The organism is Enterobacter cloacae complex sp. IR5402 (genome assembly GCF_049238125.1).
GTDB lineage: Bacteria > Pseudomonadota > Gammaproteobacteria > Enterobacterales > Enterobacteriaceae > Enterobacter > Enterobacter hormaechei_C.
The window spans coordinates 11,741-27,549 of record NZ_JBMKHO010000008.1 but is presented as its reverse complement, the minus strand read 5'-3'; the positions used below and the strand labels follow the sequence as shown (position 1 = coordinate 27,549).

The following is a 15,809-nucleotide window of genomic DNA, read 5'->3' as shown; positions in this document are numbered from 1 at the left end:
ACCTCATCCGGTAAATAAAAGGTTGTTTAAATGTTAAATAATTGAGTGTTTGCACTGTGAATGTAGATTGCAGCGTTCGTGCCAGCCAGCGATAAAAATGCATAAATGGGTTTGGGTAACAGAATATCAATGAGTTACAATATGGAGATATTCACTTATAATGCATAAATAGTGAATATTTTTACGACAAGCGGCGCTTTGCCGCATGAAAACAAGAAAGAGTATGCAGAGGCCAAATATAATTCTGGAATTGTGATCGCTCGCGAAATTTATCGGTCGTTTACGCCCTGTTCGAGGGCAAAACGCGCCGAAATGGTGCAAATATTGCACCGTTGGCATTATCTGTCGCAGTAATTGGGCGAAGCGGATAACAGACGACGTAAATTCTGCTACCATCCTTGCACTATTCACCTTGCATTGGCAGCGACTATGAAATTTGTCTCTTTTAATATCAACGGCCTGCGTGCCCGCCCTCACCAGCTTGAAGCGATTGTTGAGCAACATCAGCCAGATGTGATCGGCTTGCAGGAGACAAAAGTTCACGACGATATGTTCCCGCTCGAAGAGGTAGCGAAGCTGGGCTATAACGTTTTTTACCACGGTCAGAAAGGCCACTACGGCGTTGCGCTGCTGACCAAAGATACGCCGGTGTCGGTGCGCCGTGGCTTCCCGGGTGACGGTGAAGAGGCGCAGCGCCGCATCATCATGGCGGAAATTCCTTCCGCACTCGGCAATGTGACCGTCATCAACGGCTATTTCCCGCAGGGTGAAAGCCGCGATCATGAAACCAAATTCCCGGCCAAAGCGAAGTTTTATCAGGATCTGCAAAACTACCTGACAACCGAACTCAAAAAAGAAAACCCGGTGCTTATCATGGGCGACATGAATATCAGCCCGACGGATCTGGATATCGGTATTGGCGAAGAGAACCGTAAGCGCTGGCTGCGCACCGGCAAATGCTCTTTCCTGCCGGAGGAGCGCGAGTGGATGGAGCGCCTGCTGGGTTGGGGGCTGGTGGATACTTTCCGCACGGCTAACCCGGAAACGCAGGACCGTTTCTCGTGGTTTGACTACCGCTCTAAAGGCTTCGATGACAACCGGGGCCTGCGTATTGATCTGCTGCTGGCGAGCGCCCCCCTGGCCGAACGCTGCATCGAAACCGGTATCGACTATGACATCCGCAGCATGGAAAAGCCGTCCGACCATGCGCCGGTATGGGCAACGTTCAAGCTGTAAACTTCAGTGAATATTAAAAAAATCAGTCTCCTGTGCGCCCTTCTGGGCGCATTTGTTTTAATTGTTGTTTTGCTTCCACCGGGCATGCTCTCCCTCGACACGCTAAAAATACACCAGCAAACGTTGCTCGCTCGTGTGGAGCAAGCGCCCCTTCAGAGCGCGCTGTTCTATTTTGCGGTTTACGTTCTGCTCTCCGCGCTATCGATCCCCGGAGCCGCGCTTCTGACGCTGCTCGGCGGGGCGCTTTTCAGCCTGTGGGAGGCGACGCTGTTGGTGTCATTTGCCTCGACGCTCGGCGCCACGCTTGCCATGCTCGTCAGCCGTTATCTGCTTCGAGACTGGGTGCAACGGCGCTTTGCCGCACAGATGAGCACGATAGATGCGGGAATGGATCGCGACGGCGCGCGCTACCTTTTTGCCCTGCGCCTGATGCCGTTGTTCCCGTTCTTTCTGGTCAATTTGCTGATGGGGCTAACCCGTCTCAGGGTGTGTCACTACTGGTGGGTCAGCCAGCTTGCAATGCTACCTGCCACCGTCATTTATCTGAACGCCGGACGCGAGCTGGGGAAACTCACCTCGCTGCGCGATATTCTGTCGCCGGGACTGCTGTTCGCCTTTACACTATTAGGGTTATTACCGCTGGTCACTCGCTGGCTGTTTTCCCGTTACATCCCTTCGATTAAAAAGTGAGGCATTATGCGCCGGGTGCGTTTTTGCGCGTTTCTGACGAGTCTGCTGCTGGCAACCTCTGCCTTCGCCGCAGAGAGCTGGCAATCCATTCAGCAACAGGCCACCGGGCAGACCGTCTGGTTTAACGCCTGGGGCGGTGACGAGGCCGTTAACCGCTACCTCGACTGGGTAAGCGGCGAGATGAAAACGCACTACGCCATCAACCTGAAGATCGTTCATCTGGCCGATGCCGCCGACGCGGTGAAGCGGATCCAGACGGAACATGCCGCAGGACGTAGCAGTAACGGGTCGGTGGATCTGCTCTGGGTAAACGGGGAAAACTTCCGCAACCTGAAAGCGGCAAACCTGCTGCTCACCGGCTGGGCGCAAACCCTGCCCAACTGGCGCTACGTCGATACCCGTAAACCGGTAACGGAAGATTTTGCCATCCCGACCGATGGGGCAGAATCCCCGTGGGGCGGCGCGCAATTAACCTTTATCGCCCGTAAAGCGAGTACGCCGACACCACCGGCAGATCCCCACGCGCTGCTGGTATACGCCCGACAGCACCCTGGCAAGGTGAGCTATCCGCGACCGCCGGATTTTACCGGCACGGCGTTTCTTGAGCAGCTACTGCTGGCGCTGACCGCCCATCCGGAGGCGTTAAAAAACGCGCCAGACAGTACCTTTGCGCAGGTCACCGCGCCGCTGTGGGATTACCTTGATACGCTGCACCCCCTGCTGTGGCGCGAAGGAAACGATTTTCCTCCGTCGCCTGCGCGCATGGATACGCTGCTGGCCAGCGGCAGTCTGAACCTGTCGCTCACCTTTAACCCCGCCCATGCGATGCAAAAGGTGGCGAGCGGTGAACTGCCTGCCGACAGCTACAGTTTCGGCTTTCTCAAAGGCATGATCGGCAACGTCCATTTTGTCGCCATCCCGGCAAACGCCAGCGCGAGCGCAGGTGCGAAAGTGGTGGCGAATTTCCTGCTGTCACCACAGGCGCAGATCCGCAAAGCTAATCCTGCCGTCTGGGGTGACCCGAGCGTGCTGGATGGCGAAAAACTGCCTGCGAAAGCGGCAAAACAGCTTCGCGCCTTTACCCCCTCAGGCACGCCTGATGTGCTTCCCGAACCGCACGCCGCCTGGGTTAACGCCCTGGAGCAGGAATGGCTTCGCCGCTACGGAACCCGCTAAGCGGGCTGGTCTGGGCGGCAATGGCGGTCATCTATCTGCCCCTGCTTCCCGCCAGCGGCATGCTGCTGGCCCCGGCGTTTTCTCCCGGCAACTGGGCGACGCTGTTTGCCGACCCGCAGCTGCCGCAGGCGCTGGCCGCCACGCTGGTGTCAGCGCTTATCGCGACGCTGGGCTCACTGTTTATCGCCCTGACCCTGCTTGCGCTTCTCTGGCCGGGTGAAGGCTGGCAGCGCCTGAGCACCCGTTTGCCGTGGCTGTTAGCCGTGCCGCACGTCGCCTTCGCCACCAGCGCGCTGCTGCTGTTTGCGGAAGGGGGGCAGTTTTACCGGATCTGTACAGTCTGTTCGCCGCAGCTTGACCGCTACGGTATCGGGCTTGGCCTGACGCTTGCGGTCAAAGAGAGTGCGTTCGTTCTGTGGACAATCTACGCCGCGCTGCCTGAAAAGCGCCTCGTACAGCAGAAAATTGTCCTGCATACCTTCGGCTACGGACGAATGCAGGCGCTCAACTGGCTCATCCTCCCGGCAATCGCCCCCGCGCTGGGCGCCGTGATGCTGGCGGTGCTCGCCTGGTCGCTTTCCGTGGTGGATGTGGCGATCGTGCTCGGGCCGGGCAACCCGCCTACGCTGGCGGTGCTGGCCTGGCAGTGGCTCACCCAGGGCGATGCGCAGCAGCAAACCAAGGGAACGCTGCTGTGTCTGGTGTTGCTCCTGCTGCTGGCGGCGCTTGCCGCGGTGGGATACGGCTTCTGGACGGCATGGCGGCGCGCCCAGCCTGACCCCTCCGGGGTACGTCGCGCTTCGCATAGCGCGCTGCCCGCACGGGTGCTGGGCGGGTTACTGCCGCTGTGCGGCGTGCTCTGTGCGCTGGTTCTGCTGATGCTGGCACGCCGGGACGACATCGGCCCCGTCAGCGACAGCCTTTCACTGGGACTGCTGTCCAGCCTGACAGCGCTGGCCATCCTCATGCTCTGGCTTGAGTGGGGATCCCAGCGCGGCGCGGTGTGGATCTGGCTGCCGCTCGCCCTCCCGGCGCTGCCCCTCGTGTCCGGGCAATACGCCGTAGCGCTGTGGCTGGGCATCGACGGCCAGTACGCTGCGGTGCTCTGGAGCCATATGCTCTGGGTCCTCCCGTGGATGCTCCTGGTGCTACAACCGGCCTGGCGCCGGCTCGATCCCCGGCTTATCCTCACTGCCAGAACGCTGGGCTGGCGGCGGGCGAAAATTTTCTGGCTAGTGAAATGCCCATTGATGGTTCGTCCGGCCCTGCTGGCCTTTGCCACCGGCTTTTCCGTGAGCATGGCCCAGTACATGCCTACCCTCTGGCTGGGGGCGGGACGTTTCACCACCCTGACGACGGAGGCGGTCGCCCTCAGCAGCGGCGGCAGCATTCCGATCCTCGCCAGCAGGGCGCTGGGTCTGTTGTTGTTGACCAGCAGCGTATTTGCCCTTGCCGCGCTGCTCTCCCGGCTCGTGGGCCGTCACAGACAAGGATTACGTTAATGCTGACCGTGAAAAATCTCACCATTGCGCCGCTCTTACATGAGGTCAACTTCCGCGTCCCGGCAGGGGAGATCGTCACGCTGATGGGGCCCTCCGGGAGTGGGAAATCGACCCTTTTCGCCTGGATGGTGGGGGCGTTATCCGCTGATTTTAAGGCGCACGGCGAGCTGTGGCTGAACGATCGTCGCTGCGATATGCTCCCCGTGGAAACGCGCGGGATCGGCATTCTGTTTCAGGATGCCCTGCTGTTTGACGCCTTCAGCGTGGGGCAAAACCTGATGCTGGCGCTGCCGGCGCACATCGTCGGGCGCGCCCGCCGCAACGCGGTCGAGCAGGCCCTGGAGACTGCCGGGCTGGCAAACCACTACACCAGCGATCCGGCGACCCTTTCCGGCGGCGAGCGCGCCAGGGTCAGCCTGTTGCGCGCCCTTCTCGCCCAGCCGCAGGCATTGCTGCTCGACGAGCCGTTCAGTCGACTGGATAAAACGCTGCGCGCCTCATTCCGGGCGTGGGTATTCGAGGTCACTCGCCAGCGCAGGATCCCGGTGGTGCTGGTCACGCATGATGAGGACGATATTCCGCCCGGCGGCGAGGTGATTGAGATTTCTCGCTGGCAGTAATGTGCTAACGCAATGTTTTTGGCTTCAGGAGAGACGACAATGCCCCCCTCTTTTAATGACGTCAGGTTTTTCGATGAAACGTGTTTCTCAACTGACCGCGCTGGCCCTGATCTGCGGCCTCGCCTCACTCTCCTCCACGGCGGCTGATATGCCCCACTCCCTCACGCTGGCTCAGCTTCAGACGCAAAATGGCGCGGTAATTGATACGCGCATCAGTGCGTTCTATAACGGCTGGCCGCAGACCCTGAGCGGAACGTCCGGGCACGAGCCCGCCGCGCTTAATCTCTCTGCCAGCTGGCTTGGGGCAATGAGCGATGAACAGCTCAGCGGCTGGGCAAAACAGCATCGGCTTACGCCAGACATGCCGGTTGCGCTCTATGGCAACGATAATGACAACCAGACCGTCAAAACACGGCTGGAGAAAGCGGGCTTTACCCACGTCTCCACCCTGAGCGATGCCCTGCAACAATCCGACCGTCTGCAACGTCTGGCGCATTTCGAACAGCTGGTTTATCCGCAGTGGATCTGCCAGTTGCAGCAGGGGAAACCCGTTACCGCCGCACCAGCCGGAGAGTGGAAGGTGATCGAGGCTGGCTGGGGTGCGCCGAAGCTTTATCTCCTGAGCCATATTCCCGGCGCGGGCTATATCGACACCAATGAAGTGGAAAGCGAACCGCTGTGGAATAAGGTCTCTGACGAAAAGCTGAAAGCGATGCTGGCGAAGCACGGGATCCGTCACGATACCACCGTCATTCTGTACGGTCGCGACGTGTATGCCGCCGCGCGCGTGGCGCAGATCATGCTCTACGCGGGCGTGAAGGATGTACGGATTCTGGATGGCGGCTGGAAGGCGTGGTCCGACGCCAGCCTGCCCGTTGAGCGCGGAACGCCTGCAAACGTGAAGCCAGCCCCTGATTTTGGCGCGCCGATCCCGGGCCAGCCGCAGCTGATGGTGGATATGGAGCAGGCCCGGGGAATGCTGCACCGTCAGGACGCGTCGCTGGTGAGCATTCGTTCCTGGCCAGAGTTTATCGGTGAAACCAGCGGCTACAGCTATATCAAGCCAAAAGGTGAAATTGCCGGTGCGCGCTGGGGCCATGCGGGCAGCGACGCGACCCACATGGAAGATTTCCACAATCCGGATGGCACCATGCGCAGCGCCGATGATATTGCCGCCATGTGGAAAACGTGGAATATCCTGCCGGAGCAGCACGTTGCGTTTTACTGTGGTACCGGCTGGCGCGCGTCTGAAGCCTTTATGTACGCCCGCGCCATGGGCTGGCAGAACGTTGCCGTCTACGACGGCGGCTGGTACGAATGGAGCAGCCATCCGCAGAACCCGGTCTCCACCGGGGAGCGCGGACCGGAGAGCGCACGCTAGCGGGGAAGTGACTTCAGCGTGATATAACCGCTCCAGATGCGCGTTGTGGTGGTCAGCCAGCACAACGCGCCAAACGCCCATGCAAAGAGCGCGAAATGCGCCGGAAACAGGCTGCACAGCACAAACAGCGCGATGGTCTCTGTTCCTTCCGTTAATCCTCCAATGTAATAAAGCGACTTGTGCGCATAGCCGGGGTTGTCGATATCATGCTTCCCCGCCAGCGCGGCAAAGGCCAGAAAACTGCTGCCCGTCCCCATAAACGCGAACAGCAGCCAGGCGGCGGCGATCGCATTATCAGCCGGAGCGGCCAGCGCAAAACCAAACGGCACCAGGGCGTAAAAAAGGAAGTCGAGGGCGATATCAAGAAATCCTCCCGCGTCCGTCAGGCCACGGCGACGCGCCAGCGCGCCGTCCAGACCATCCAGCAGCCGGTTCAGCACAATGGCGATCAGCGCCGCCGGATACCAGCCCAGCGCCAGAAAAGGTAACGCCAGCACGCCAATCGCAAACCCGGCGAGCGTTAAGCCATCAGGCGTGATAAACGGTTTATCCAGCGCGGCGGCCAGCTGATTTAACCCGGGTTTCAGCCGGGGGTGCAGATGTTTATCCAGCATGTGGTTTACCTTTAAACGTGGCGCACAGCCCCTGAGTCGGGATATCCAGCGCGGCGTTAAAGCGGGCGGAAAGATTCTGAAAGGCAATCAGAGCCGTCATTTCGGTGATGGTCTCTTCCGTAAAGTGGCGCTTCAGCAGGCTTTTGATATTTTCATCCACCTCAGGCGGCGTGGCGGTGACCGCTTCCGCATAGGCCAGCGCCGCGCGCTCCTCTTCGCTGAACAGGGTGGAATTTTGCCAGTCGCTGACGGCCTGCACTTTATCCAGCGCCCCGCTCCGCTCGGCCAGACGCAGGCTGTTGGCATCAATACAAAATGCGCAGTGGCAGATCTGCGAGACCCGCGTCATTAGTAGCGATCGGAGAACCGGGGTCAAACGCGCCTTGCGCCGCTCCAGATAGCCGACAAACAGCGCCACCAGCCAGAAAAGACGCGGCATACGCCCCCACCAGCGAGTGGGGTTCAGCACCGCGCCGAAGTGTTTTTTCTGCATGGCGGCGATGGGGCTAAGGCTGACGGGAAGGGTTTCCATGGGCGCAACCCAGGCGGATATCTCTTTCACCTGATTCTCCTGATGACTGGACTCTTTGGAAGGGCACGATAATATGTCGTTTTTCGCTATTAATTATTGACGAACATGCTGAAAACACTCGATGTGGTTGCGGCCATCCTCGAAAATGAGGGCAAGATTTTGCTGGCGCAGCGTCCCGAACATGCCGATCAGCCAGGAATGTGGGAATTTGCGGGCGGGAAGGTTGAAGCCGGTGAGACCCAGCCGGAAGCGCTGATCCGCGAACTGCGCGAAGAGCTCGGCATTGAGGCCGTGCCCGCGCGGTATGTGGCAAGCCACCAGCGGGAGGTGTCGCAGCGGCTGATTCACCTCCACGCCTGGCATGTGCCTGAATTTAGCGGTGAGCTGAAGGCGCATTATCACTCGGCGTTGGTATGGTGTACGCCAGAAGACGCGTTCACGTATGATTTAGCCCCGGCGGATATACCGCTGCTGGAAGCGTTTATTCTTTTACGCGACGCCAGACCAGCGGGTTTGTACTGAGGGTGCGTTCATCACGCTGGCACTGCAACAGCACGCCATCCGCCCTGACCACTGCGCCTTCGGAATAGTTTTGATCCTGATAGATACAGCACTGATTACACGGCTGCGCACGCTGGCCGCCAGCGCTAAAGACCTCTGGCGGCACGTTAACCTCGACATCCGGGCGAATGCGATCAGCCTGTGCCCCGGCGGACACCATCAAACATAACGCGGCCATTGCGTAACGGTTCATAGACTTTGTTTCCTTTGCATCGTTTATATCTATAACGGTCGATCCGGACGGGATCTTTAATGTATCTCGTCATCGCTTTTAGTTATGACGCGCGCCCTGTCATTAATTTCCCTTGCAGCATAAATTTCTGCTTGCCTCTCAAAGCGGTGCGGGTGGTATAGTCAAAAAAACGACACAAAACATCTCCGCCACACGCATAAATTATTATAAGAGGTTCTTATATCTATGGATCAGACACGCTCTCTGGAAAGCTTTCTTGCCCATGTTCAGCAGCGCGACCCGCACCAAAGCGAGTTTGCCCAGGCCGTTCGTGAAGTCATGACCACCCTGTGGCCCTTCCTTGAGGAAAATCCGCGCTACCGCCAGATGGCGCTGCTTGAACGTCTGGTAGAGCCAGAGCGCGTCATCCAGTTCCGCGTGGCGTGGGTGGACGATCGCAATCAGGTGCAGGTCAACCGCGCATGGCGCGTGCAGTTTAACTCCGCCATTGGGCCGTTTAAGGGCGGGATGCGCTTCCATCCTTCGGTGAACCTGTCGATTCTGAAGTTCCTCGGCTTCGAGCAGACCTTTAAAAATGCGCTCACTACCCTGCCGATGGGCGGCGGTAAAGGCGGGAGTGATTTCGATCCGAAAGGCAAGAGCGAAGGCGAAGTGATGCGCTTCTGCCAGGCGCTGGTCACTGAACTCTATCGCCACCTTGGGCCCGACACCGACGTTCCCGCCGGAGATATCGGCGTGGGGGGGCGTGAAGTGGGCTTTATGGCCGGGATGATGAAAAAGCTCTCCAACAACAGCGCCTGCGTCTTTACCGGCAAAGGTCTGTCGTTTGGCGGTAGCCTGATTCGCCCGGAAGCGACGGGTTACGGTCTGGTCTATTTCACTGAAGCGATGCTTAAGCGTCACGGGCTGAGCTTCGAGGGGATGCGCGTGGCGGTCTCCGGCTCCGGCAACGTGGCGCAGTACGCTATCGAGAAAGCGATGGCGTTTGGCGCGCGCGTGGTGACCGCCTCCGACTCCAGCGGCACCGTAGTGGATGAAGCTGGCTTTACGGCAGAAAAACTGGCGCGTCTGTGCGAAATCAAAGCCAGCCGTGACGGTCGGGTAGCGGATTATGCCCGTGAGTTTGGCCTGACCTATCTGGAAGGTAAACAGCCGTGGGGCGTGCCGGTGGATATCGCCCTGCCGTGCGCGACGCAAAACGAACTGGACGTGGATGCCGCCCGGACGCTGATTAGCAATGGCGTGAAAGCGGTAGCGGAAGGGGCAAATATGCCCACCACCATTGAAGCGACCGATCTGTTCCTGGACGCGGGCGTACTATTTGCACCAGGCAAGGCGGCGAACGCTGGCGGCGTGGCAACATCCGGTCTGGAAATGGCGCAAAACGCCGCGAGAATGAGCTGGAAGGCTGAGAAAGTGGATGCCCGTCTGCACCACATCATGCTCGATATTCATCACGCCTGCGTGGAGTATGGCGGCGAGGCGTCTCAAACCAACTACGTGCGCGGGGCGAATATCGCCGGGTTCGTGAAGGTGGCCGATGCGATGATTGGGCAGGGTGTGATTTAAGGTTTATATTGTGCGGCCGGGTGCCCTCACCCCGGCCCTCTCCCATAGGGAGAGGGTGAAAACCGGGCGTATCAGGCCGCGCTTTTCTTCTTTTTAAACGGTTTCTTCGCACCCGCGCCTGGTGCAACCATCCCTCTGAAGCGCTTCACCGGCGTGCTGCGCGCCTGATCGATCAGCTGGTAAAGCGTCCCCACCAGCGGCTGCATAAAGTCCTGATAGCGGCACTGCTTCTCGCTAATCTGCGTCAGCACCGATTCCCAGTGCGCGGTCATGTCCGGCCTGGCGGCCAGCTCCGGCAGGGAATGAATCAGCGCGCGCCCCGGCTCGGTCGAATGGATATAGCGCCCCTTTTTCTCAAGAAAACCGCGCTTAAAGAGCAGCTCGATGATCCCCGCGCGGGTTGCTTCCGTACCCAGACCGTCGGTGGCGCGCAGGATCTTCTTCAGATCTTTATCCTGCACAAAACGGGCGATCCCGGTCATGGCCGAAAGCAGCGTCGCATCGGTGAAGTGGCGCGGCGGCTGGGTCTGTCGTTCAACCACCTCCCCCTTCTCGCACAGCAGTTCGTCGCCTTTGGCCACGACCGGCAGCGGCGTACCGTCGTTCTCTTCGTCACGCTCTTTGTTGCCGAGCAGCGTGCGCCAGCCCGCTTCCGCGAGGAAACGCGCTTTGGCGATAAATTTGCCTTTGGCAATGTCCAGTTCGATAACGCACTTGCGGAACACCGCGTCCGGGCAGAACTGCATCAGATACTGACGCGCGATCAGGTTATAGACTTTTGCTTCGTTGTCGGTCAGGTTGACGTTGCTGGTGCGCGCCGTCGGGATTATCGCGTGGTGGGCATCGACTTTTTTATCGTCCCAGCAGCGGTTATGGGTATCCGGGTTTACCGCCGGTTGCGGCAACAGATCCGGCGCATGGACACCAATGGCGTTCATCACCGAGTGGCGTCCGGCGAAGTGTTCCTCCGGCAGATAGCGGCTGTCCGAACGCGGATAGGTGATCAGCTTGTGGGTTTCATAGAGCTTCTGGCAGATATCGAGCACGTTCTGCGCGCTCAGGCCAAACTTTTTCGCGGCCTCGATCTGCAACGCCGAAAGGGAGAACGGCAGCGGTGCGGGCTCTGATTCCCGTTTGTCGTTATAGCTGGTGACTATCGCGGGTTGGCCGGTAATGCGGTTAACCACGTGCTCCGCCAGCGGACGATGCAGCAGCCGTCCCTCTTCGTCCTGATATGACTCACAGGCATCGCTCGGCTGCCAGACGGCGGTAAAGCGTTCGTCTTTCGGCGTGACGATATGCGCTTTGACTTCGAAGAAGTCTTTGGCGACGAAATTTTCGATCTCTTCGTCGCGACGCACCACCAGCCCCAGCACCGGGGTTTGAACACGCCCAACAGAGAGTACGCCCTGATAGCCCGCATTGCGTCCCAGGATGGTGTAGGCGCGGGTCATGTTGATCCCGTACAGCCAGTCCGCGCGGGCACGTGCCAGCGCGGACACACACAGGGGAATAAATTCGCTGTTGGCGCGCAGGCGCGAAATCGCGCGCTCCACCGCCTGCGGGTTAAGGTCGTTGATCAGGCAGCGCTGCACCTGCTGACGCTTTTCCGGCGCCAGCTCCAGGTAGTCCAGCACTTCATCGACCAGCAGTTGCCCTTCCCTGTCCGGGTCACCCGCGTGGACCACTTCCGTCGCCTCATGCAGGAAACGCTTAATGACGTTGAGCTGTTTGGTGACGGAAGGACGCGGTTGCAGACGCCACTTTTCCGGCACAATCGGCAGATCGTTGAGATTCCAGCGGGCGTAGCGGCTGTCGTAGACATCCGGCTGCGCCTGTTCAAGCAGGTGACCGATACACCAGGTGACCACCTGCCCGTTACCGCATTCGATAAAGCCATCACCTTTGCGATGCGGCTTGGGCAGCACGTCGGCGATGGCTCGCGCCAGACTCGGCTTTTCGGCAATAAACAACCGCATCGAATTAACGGATCTCAATCATCGGGCGGCCACCGCGGGCGGTCACCAGCTCGCCAATGGCCGTCAGGGTGATGCCAAACTCGGCAGCCGTCGCCTGAACGTCAGCTTCAGCTTCCGGCGTCACCGCCAGCAGCAGACCGCCGGAGGTTTGCGGATCGCACAGCAGGTTACGCCATGCTTCCGGCATTTCGCCCATTAAATGGCCGTAGCTGGCGAAGTTGCGCTGCGTCCCGCCCGGCACCGCGCCCTGAGCAATGTACTCTTCCACGCCCGGCAGTTTCGGCACATCCTGATACCAGATCTGCGCCTGCACGCCCGCGCCCTGACACACTTCAGAGAGGTGCCCCAGCAGACCAAATCCGGTCACGTCGGTCATGGCCTTCACGCCGTCGATATTGGCGAATGCCGCACCGGCGAGGTTCATCTGACACATCACTTCCGTTGCCAGACCGATATGCTCGGGCTTCAGCAGGGATTTCTTCTCGGCAGTGGTCAGTACGCCAATGCCCAGCGGCTTGGTGAGGAACAGTTTGCAGCCCGGTTGCGCCGTGCTGTTGCGCTTCACGCGTTCGGTGGGCACCACGCCGGTGACGGCCAGGCCGAAGATCGGCTCCGGCGCATCGATAGAGTGACCACCGGCCAGGGCAATACCCGCCTGCTGGCAGGCAAAGCGTCCGCCTTCGATCACGTCGCGGGCAATCTCAGGCGGGAGGTTGTTAATCGGCCAGCCCAGAATGGCGATCGCCATGATCGGTTTACCGCCCATCGCAAAGATATCGCTGATGGCGTTGGTGGCCGCAATGCGTCCGAAGTCGAATGGGTTGTCGACAATCGGCATAAAAAAGTCAGTGGTGCTGATAATGCTGGTGCCGTTACCTAAGTCATAAACCGCTGCATCGTCACGCGTTTCGTTACCGACAAGCAGGTTCGGGTCGACAAACTTCGCCTGCTCACTGTGCAGGATGGTCTCCAGCACTTTCGGGGAAATTTTACAACCGCAACCGGCTCCGTGGCTGTATTGCGTTAAACGAATGGTTTGCTCGCTCATGGACGTCTCCTGTCATCTCAATCGCGCTATGGTAGCGCTCATTCCATAAAGAGGTAAGTATGACTGTCTGAATTCTGCGGCGGATGCTCAGAATCCAGACAGTTTAGCGCGGGTAATTAAAAACGGCTGACGAAAGGCGTGGTGTCCGGCACGCTGATGGTGCTGGAGGCTTTAAGCTGCGGGGTGCCGAGATAGAGGAAGCCGACAATTTTATCGTGCTCGCCACAGGCAAAGCCATCACGCACGACCGAACTTTCGGTCAGCGGTCCGGTGCGCCAGATGCCATTGAAGCCCTGCGCGACGGCGGCCATTTGCATTGCCATTACCGCGCAACCGGCAGACATCTCCTGCTCCCAGACCGGCACTTTATGATCGGCCTGGCATTTTGCGACTACCGCGATGATCATCGGCGCACGGAATGGCGCGTTGCGGGCTTTATCAATCCCCTTCTCATCCTGGCCTGCGGCAACAGCCCCCTGCTCCAGCAGCTGGCTGAAGCGGCCGCGCCCTTCGCCTTCAATAATAAAGAAGTGCCACGGCTGCAATGTGCCATGGTCCGGCGCACGCATTCCGGCACGCAGAATGTTTTCCAGCTGCTCGCCGACGGGTGCCGGTTCGGCCAGGCGGGAAGCGCTACGACGGTTAACAAGCAGTTCAAGTGCGTCCATTGGTTAACTCCTTTCATGAAATTTACTCACAAAATTAACACGACAGCAGAATTTGTTACAGCGTGGCAGGCGATTCCTGCTGACAAGTGGCGGTTGGGTCATTACGATAACCGCACATTACCGTCCCGTGGCGACGGAAACAGTCCTTTTCTGGTTAGGGAGAATACATGCGAACCCTTTGGCGAATCTTTGCCGGTTTCTTTAAATGGACGTGGCGACTGCTCAACTTCGTCCGCAACCTGGTGATGAACATCTTTTTCATCTTCCTGGTCCTGGTATGCGCTGGTATCTGGATGCATATCAGCAACGCAAACCAGTCGCAGCATTCGACGCGCGGCGCACTGTTACTCGATATCACCGGGGTGATTGTTGATAAGCCATCGACCAGCAACCGTCTGGGCGTGATTGGCCGCCAGCTGTTCGGCGCAACGTCAGACCGTCTCCAGGAAAACTCCTTGTTTGATATTGTCGACACCATCCGTCAGGCCAAAGACGATCGTAACATTACCGGTATCGTGTTGGACCTGAAAGATTTTGCCGGCGCCGATCAGCCGTCAATGCAGTACATCGGTAAAGCGCTGCGCGAATTTCGCGACAGCGGTAAACCGGTTATTGCCATTGGCGACAGCTACACCCAGGGGCAATATTATCTGGCGAGCTTTGCCAATAAGATCTGGCTTTCGCCACAGGGCACGGTCGATCTGCATGGCTTCGCCACTAACGGTCTGTACTACAAATCGCTGCTCGACAAGCTGAAGGTCACTACCCACGTCTTCCGCGTCGGGACCTATAAATCCGCCGTGGAGCCGTTTATCCGCGATGATATGTCCCCTGCCGCTCGTGAAGCGGACAGCCGCTGGATTGGCGAGCTGTGGCAGAACTACCTCGGCACCATTGCCGCTAACCGTCAGATTACCGCTGAGCAGGTCTTTCCGGGCGCGCGCGGCGTGCTGGACGGCCTGCGCAAGGTGGACGGCGATACAGCGAAATACGCGCTTGATAACAAACTGGTCGATCAGCTGGGTTCCAGCGCTGAAATTGAAAAAGCGCTGACCAAACAGTTCGGCTGGAGTAAAGAGGATAAAAACTACAGCGCCATCAGCATGTATGACTACGCCGCGAAAAAGCCGGACGACAGCGGTGACAGCATCGCCGTGGTGTTTGCTAACGGGGCCATTATGGACGGGGAAGAAACGCCGGGGAACGTCGGCGGGGACACCACCGCGTCGCAGATCCGCGATGCGCGCCTGGATCCGAAAGTGAAGGCAATTGTCCTGAGGGTGAACAGCCCTGGCGGCAGCGTCAGCGCCTCTGAAGTGATCCGTGCTGAACTGGCCGCCGCGCGCGCCGCAGGCAAGCCGGTAGTGGTCTCGATGGGCGGCATGGCGGCTTCCGGGGGGTACTGGATCTCGACGCCAGCCAACTACATCGTGGCTAACCCAAGCACGCTGACCGGCTCGATTGGCATCTTCGGTGTGATCAACACCGTTGAGAACAGCCTGGATTATCTCGGCGTCCACACCGACGGCGTTTCCACCTCGCCGCTGGCAGACGTGTCCGTTACCAAATCCCTGCCGCCTGAGGTGTCTGAGATGATGCAGCTCAGCATTGAGAGTGGCTATAAACGTTTCATCACGCTGGTTGCGGACTCCCGTAAAAAGACGCCAGACCAGATTGACCAGATCGCGCAGGGCCACGTCTGGACCGGCCAGGATGCGAAGAGCAACGGTCTGGTAGACAGCCTGGGTGACTTCGACGACGCCGTGAAGAAAGCGGCGGAGCTGGCGAAGCTCAAGCAGTGGCACGTGGACTATTATCAGGACGAACCGACGTTCTTCGATATGGTCATGGACAGCATGTCCGGCTCCGTCCGTGCCATGCTGCCGGACGCGCTTCAGGCTTATCTGCCGGCCCCGGTGGCGACCGCGGCGAAAGCCATGAAAGCGGAGAGCGACAAGCTCGCAGCCTTTAATGATCCACAGAGCCGTTACGCGTTTTGCCTGACCTGCGCGAACGTGCGTTAAAAACCGTCCCCTCTTC

15 protein-coding genes are annotated in these 15,809 nt (G+C 59.1%); 9 read left to right on the top strand and 6 right to left on the bottom strand.

The window, feature by feature from the left end:
- Positions 1-429 precede the first annotated feature (429 nt).
- The 6 genes from xthA (at position 430) to ACOTXL_RS14605 (ending at position 6,605) form a co-directional block, all read left to right on the top strand.
- A complete protein-coding gene (gene xthA / locus ACOTXL_RS14630) occupies positions 430-1,236 on the top strand; it encodes an exodeoxyribonuclease III (protein WP_022650885.1) in 807 nt (268 codons plus the stop codon).
- Between the two features lie 6 nt (positions 1,237-1,242).
- Positions 1,243-1,926, top strand: coding sequence for a TVP38/TMEM64 family protein (locus tag ACOTXL_RS14625; protein WP_032628204.1), 684 nt, complete (start codon positions 1,243-1,245; stop codon positions 1,924-1,926).
- A 6-nt stretch (positions 1,927-1,932) separates the two neighbouring features.
- Entirely contained in the window at positions 1,933-3,102 is a 1,170-nt protein-coding gene (locus ACOTXL_RS14620) for an ABC transporter substrate-binding protein (protein WP_072134609.1), read from the top strand.
- Positions 3,075-4,604, top strand: coding sequence for an ABC transporter permease subunit (locus ACOTXL_RS14615; RefSeq protein WP_045350497.1), 1,530 nt, complete (start codon positions 3,075-3,077; stop codon positions 4,602-4,604). Before ACOTXL_RS14620 ends, ACOTXL_RS14615 begins: the two co-directional genes overlap by 28 nt.
- Positions 4,604-5,224, top strand: coding sequence for an ATP-binding cassette domain-containing protein (locus ACOTXL_RS14610; protein WP_022650881.1), 621 nt, complete (start codon positions 4,604-4,606; stop codon positions 5,222-5,224). Before ACOTXL_RS14615 ends, ACOTXL_RS14610 begins: the two co-directional genes overlap by 1 nt.
- Before the next feature lie 73 nt (positions 5,225-5,297).
- A complete protein-coding gene (locus tag ACOTXL_RS14605) occupies positions 5,298-6,605 on the top strand; it encodes a sulfurtransferase (protein WP_045350532.1) in 1,308 nt (435 codons plus the stop codon).
- Here the strand turns inward: ACOTXL_RS14605 and ACOTXL_RS14600 are convergent.
- Together ACOTXL_RS14600 and ACOTXL_RS14595 are read right to left on the bottom strand one after the other, a co-directional pair.
- Entirely contained in the window at positions 6,602-7,219 is a 618-nt protein-coding gene (locus tag ACOTXL_RS14600) for a CDP-alcohol phosphatidyltransferase family protein (protein WP_045350496.1), read from the bottom strand. The genes ACOTXL_RS14605 and ACOTXL_RS14600 overlap by 4 nt on opposite strands.
- Complete coding sequence (locus ACOTXL_RS14595; RefSeq protein ID WP_003857852.1) at positions 7,209-7,781, bottom strand: carboxymuconolactone decarboxylase family protein; 573 nt, start codon at positions 7,779-7,781, stop codon at positions 7,209-7,211. Before ACOTXL_RS14595 ends, ACOTXL_RS14600 begins: the two co-directional genes overlap by 11 nt.
- 75 nt (positions 7,782-7,856) lie before the next feature.
- Between ACOTXL_RS14595 and ACOTXL_RS14590 the strand changes: the two genes are divergently transcribed.
- On the top strand, positions 7,857-8,273 hold the full coding sequence (locus tag ACOTXL_RS14590; RefSeq protein WP_023315911.1) for a pyrimidine (deoxy)nucleoside triphosphate diphosphatase: 417 nt from the start codon (positions 7,857-7,859) through the stop codon (positions 8,271-8,273).
- Here ACOTXL_RS14590 and ACOTXL_RS14585 read toward each other — a convergent pair.
- Positions 8,233-8,505 (bottom strand): YnjH family protein, encoded by a 273-nt coding sequence (locus tag ACOTXL_RS14585; RefSeq protein ID WP_003857857.1) that lies wholly within the window; start codon positions 8,503-8,505, stop codon positions 8,233-8,235. The genes ACOTXL_RS14590 and ACOTXL_RS14585 overlap by 41 nt on opposite strands.
- 225 nt (positions 8,506-8,730) lie before the next feature.
- On the opposite strand from ACOTXL_RS14585, the gene gdhA reads away from it, so the two are divergent.
- Positions 8,731-10,074 carry an NADP-specific glutamate dehydrogenase gene (gdhA, locus tag ACOTXL_RS14580; protein ID WP_023315910.1) on the top strand — a complete coding sequence of 448 codons (1,344 nt, stop codon included), beginning with the start codon at positions 8,731-8,733 and terminating at the stop codon, positions 10,072-10,074.
- Between the two features lie 71 nt (positions 10,075-10,145).
- On the opposite strand, the gene ACOTXL_RS14575 is transcribed toward gdhA, so the two are convergent.
- The 3 genes from ACOTXL_RS14575 to ACOTXL_RS14565 form a co-directional block, all read right to left on the bottom strand.
- Positions 10,146-12,053 (bottom strand): DNA topoisomerase III, encoded by a 1,908-nt coding sequence (locus tag ACOTXL_RS14575; RefSeq protein WP_022650874.1) that lies wholly within the window; start codon positions 12,051-12,053, stop codon positions 10,146-10,148.
- A 4-nt stretch (positions 12,054-12,057) separates the two neighbouring features.
- Positions 12,058-13,101 (bottom strand): selenide, water dikinase SelD, encoded by a 1,044-nt coding sequence (gene selD / locus ACOTXL_RS14570; RefSeq protein ID WP_045350495.1) that lies wholly within the window; start codon positions 13,099-13,101, stop codon positions 12,058-12,060.
- Between the two features lie 116 nt (positions 13,102-13,217).
- Positions 13,218-13,769 carry an NAD(P)H nitroreductase gene (locus tag ACOTXL_RS14565; RefSeq protein ID WP_023324479.1) on the bottom strand — a complete coding sequence of 184 codons (552 nt, stop codon included), beginning with the start codon at positions 13,767-13,769 and terminating at the stop codon, positions 13,218-13,220.
- A gap of 167 nt (positions 13,770-13,936) precedes the next feature.
- Here ACOTXL_RS14565 and sppA point away from each other — a divergent pair, with 167 nt between their 5' ends.
- Positions 13,937-15,793 (top strand): signal peptide peptidase SppA, encoded by a 1,857-nt coding sequence (sppA, locus tag ACOTXL_RS14560; RefSeq protein ID WP_032653247.1) that lies wholly within the window; start codon positions 13,937-13,939, stop codon positions 15,791-15,793.
- The last annotated feature ends 16 nt before the right edge of the window (positions 15,794-15,809 follow it).

Bases quoted from the DNA above. Each gene is read 5' to 3' on its own strand.
- ACOTXL_RS14610 (WP_022650881.1), top strand. From the start codon at position 4,604: ATGCTGACCGTGAAAAATCTCACCATTGCGCCGCTCTTACATGAGGTC.
- gdhA (WP_023315910.1), top strand. From the start codon at position 8,731: ATGGATCAGACACGCTCTCTGGAAAGCTTTCTTGCCCATGTTCAGCAG.
- ACOTXL_RS14600 (WP_045350496.1), bottom strand. From the start codon at position 7,219: ATGCTGGATAAACATCTGCACCCCCGGCTGAAACCCGGGTTAAATCAG.
- ACOTXL_RS14605 (WP_045350532.1), top strand. From the start codon at position 5,298: ATGAAACGTGTTTCTCAACTGACCGCGCTGGCCCTGATCTGCGGCCTC.
- xthA (WP_022650885.1), top strand. From the start codon at position 430: ATGAAATTTGTCTCTTTTAATATCAACGGCCTGCGTGCCCGCCCTCAC.
- ACOTXL_RS14590 (WP_023315911.1), top strand. From the start codon at position 7,857: ATGCTGAAAACACTCGATGTGGTTGCGGCCATCCTCGAAAATGAGGGC.
- selD (WP_045350495.1), bottom strand. From the start codon at position 13,101: ATGAGCGAGCAAACCATTCGTTTAACGCAATACAGCCACGGAGCCGGT.
- ACOTXL_RS14575 (WP_022650874.1), bottom strand. From the start codon at position 12,053: ATGCGGTTGTTTATTGCCGAAAAGCCGAGTCTGGCGCGAGCCATCGCC.
- sppA (WP_032653247.1), top strand. From the start codon at position 13,937: ATGCGAACCCTTTGGCGAATCTTTGCCGGTTTCTTTAAATGGACGTGG.
- ACOTXL_RS14615 (WP_045350497.1), top strand. From the start codon at position 3,075: ATGGCTTCGCCGCTACGGAACCCGCTAAGCGGGCTGGTCTGGGCGGCA.
- ACOTXL_RS14585 (WP_003857857.1), bottom strand. From the start codon at position 8,505: ATGAACCGTTACGCAATGGCCGCGTTATGTTTGATGGTGTCCGCCGGG.
- ACOTXL_RS14620 (WP_072134609.1), top strand. From the start codon at position 1,933: ATGCGCCGGGTGCGTTTTTGCGCGTTTCTGACGAGTCTGCTGCTGGCA.
- ACOTXL_RS14565 (WP_023324479.1), bottom strand. From the start codon at position 13,769: ATGGACGCACTTGAACTGCTTGTTAACCGTCGTAGCGCTTCCCGCCTG.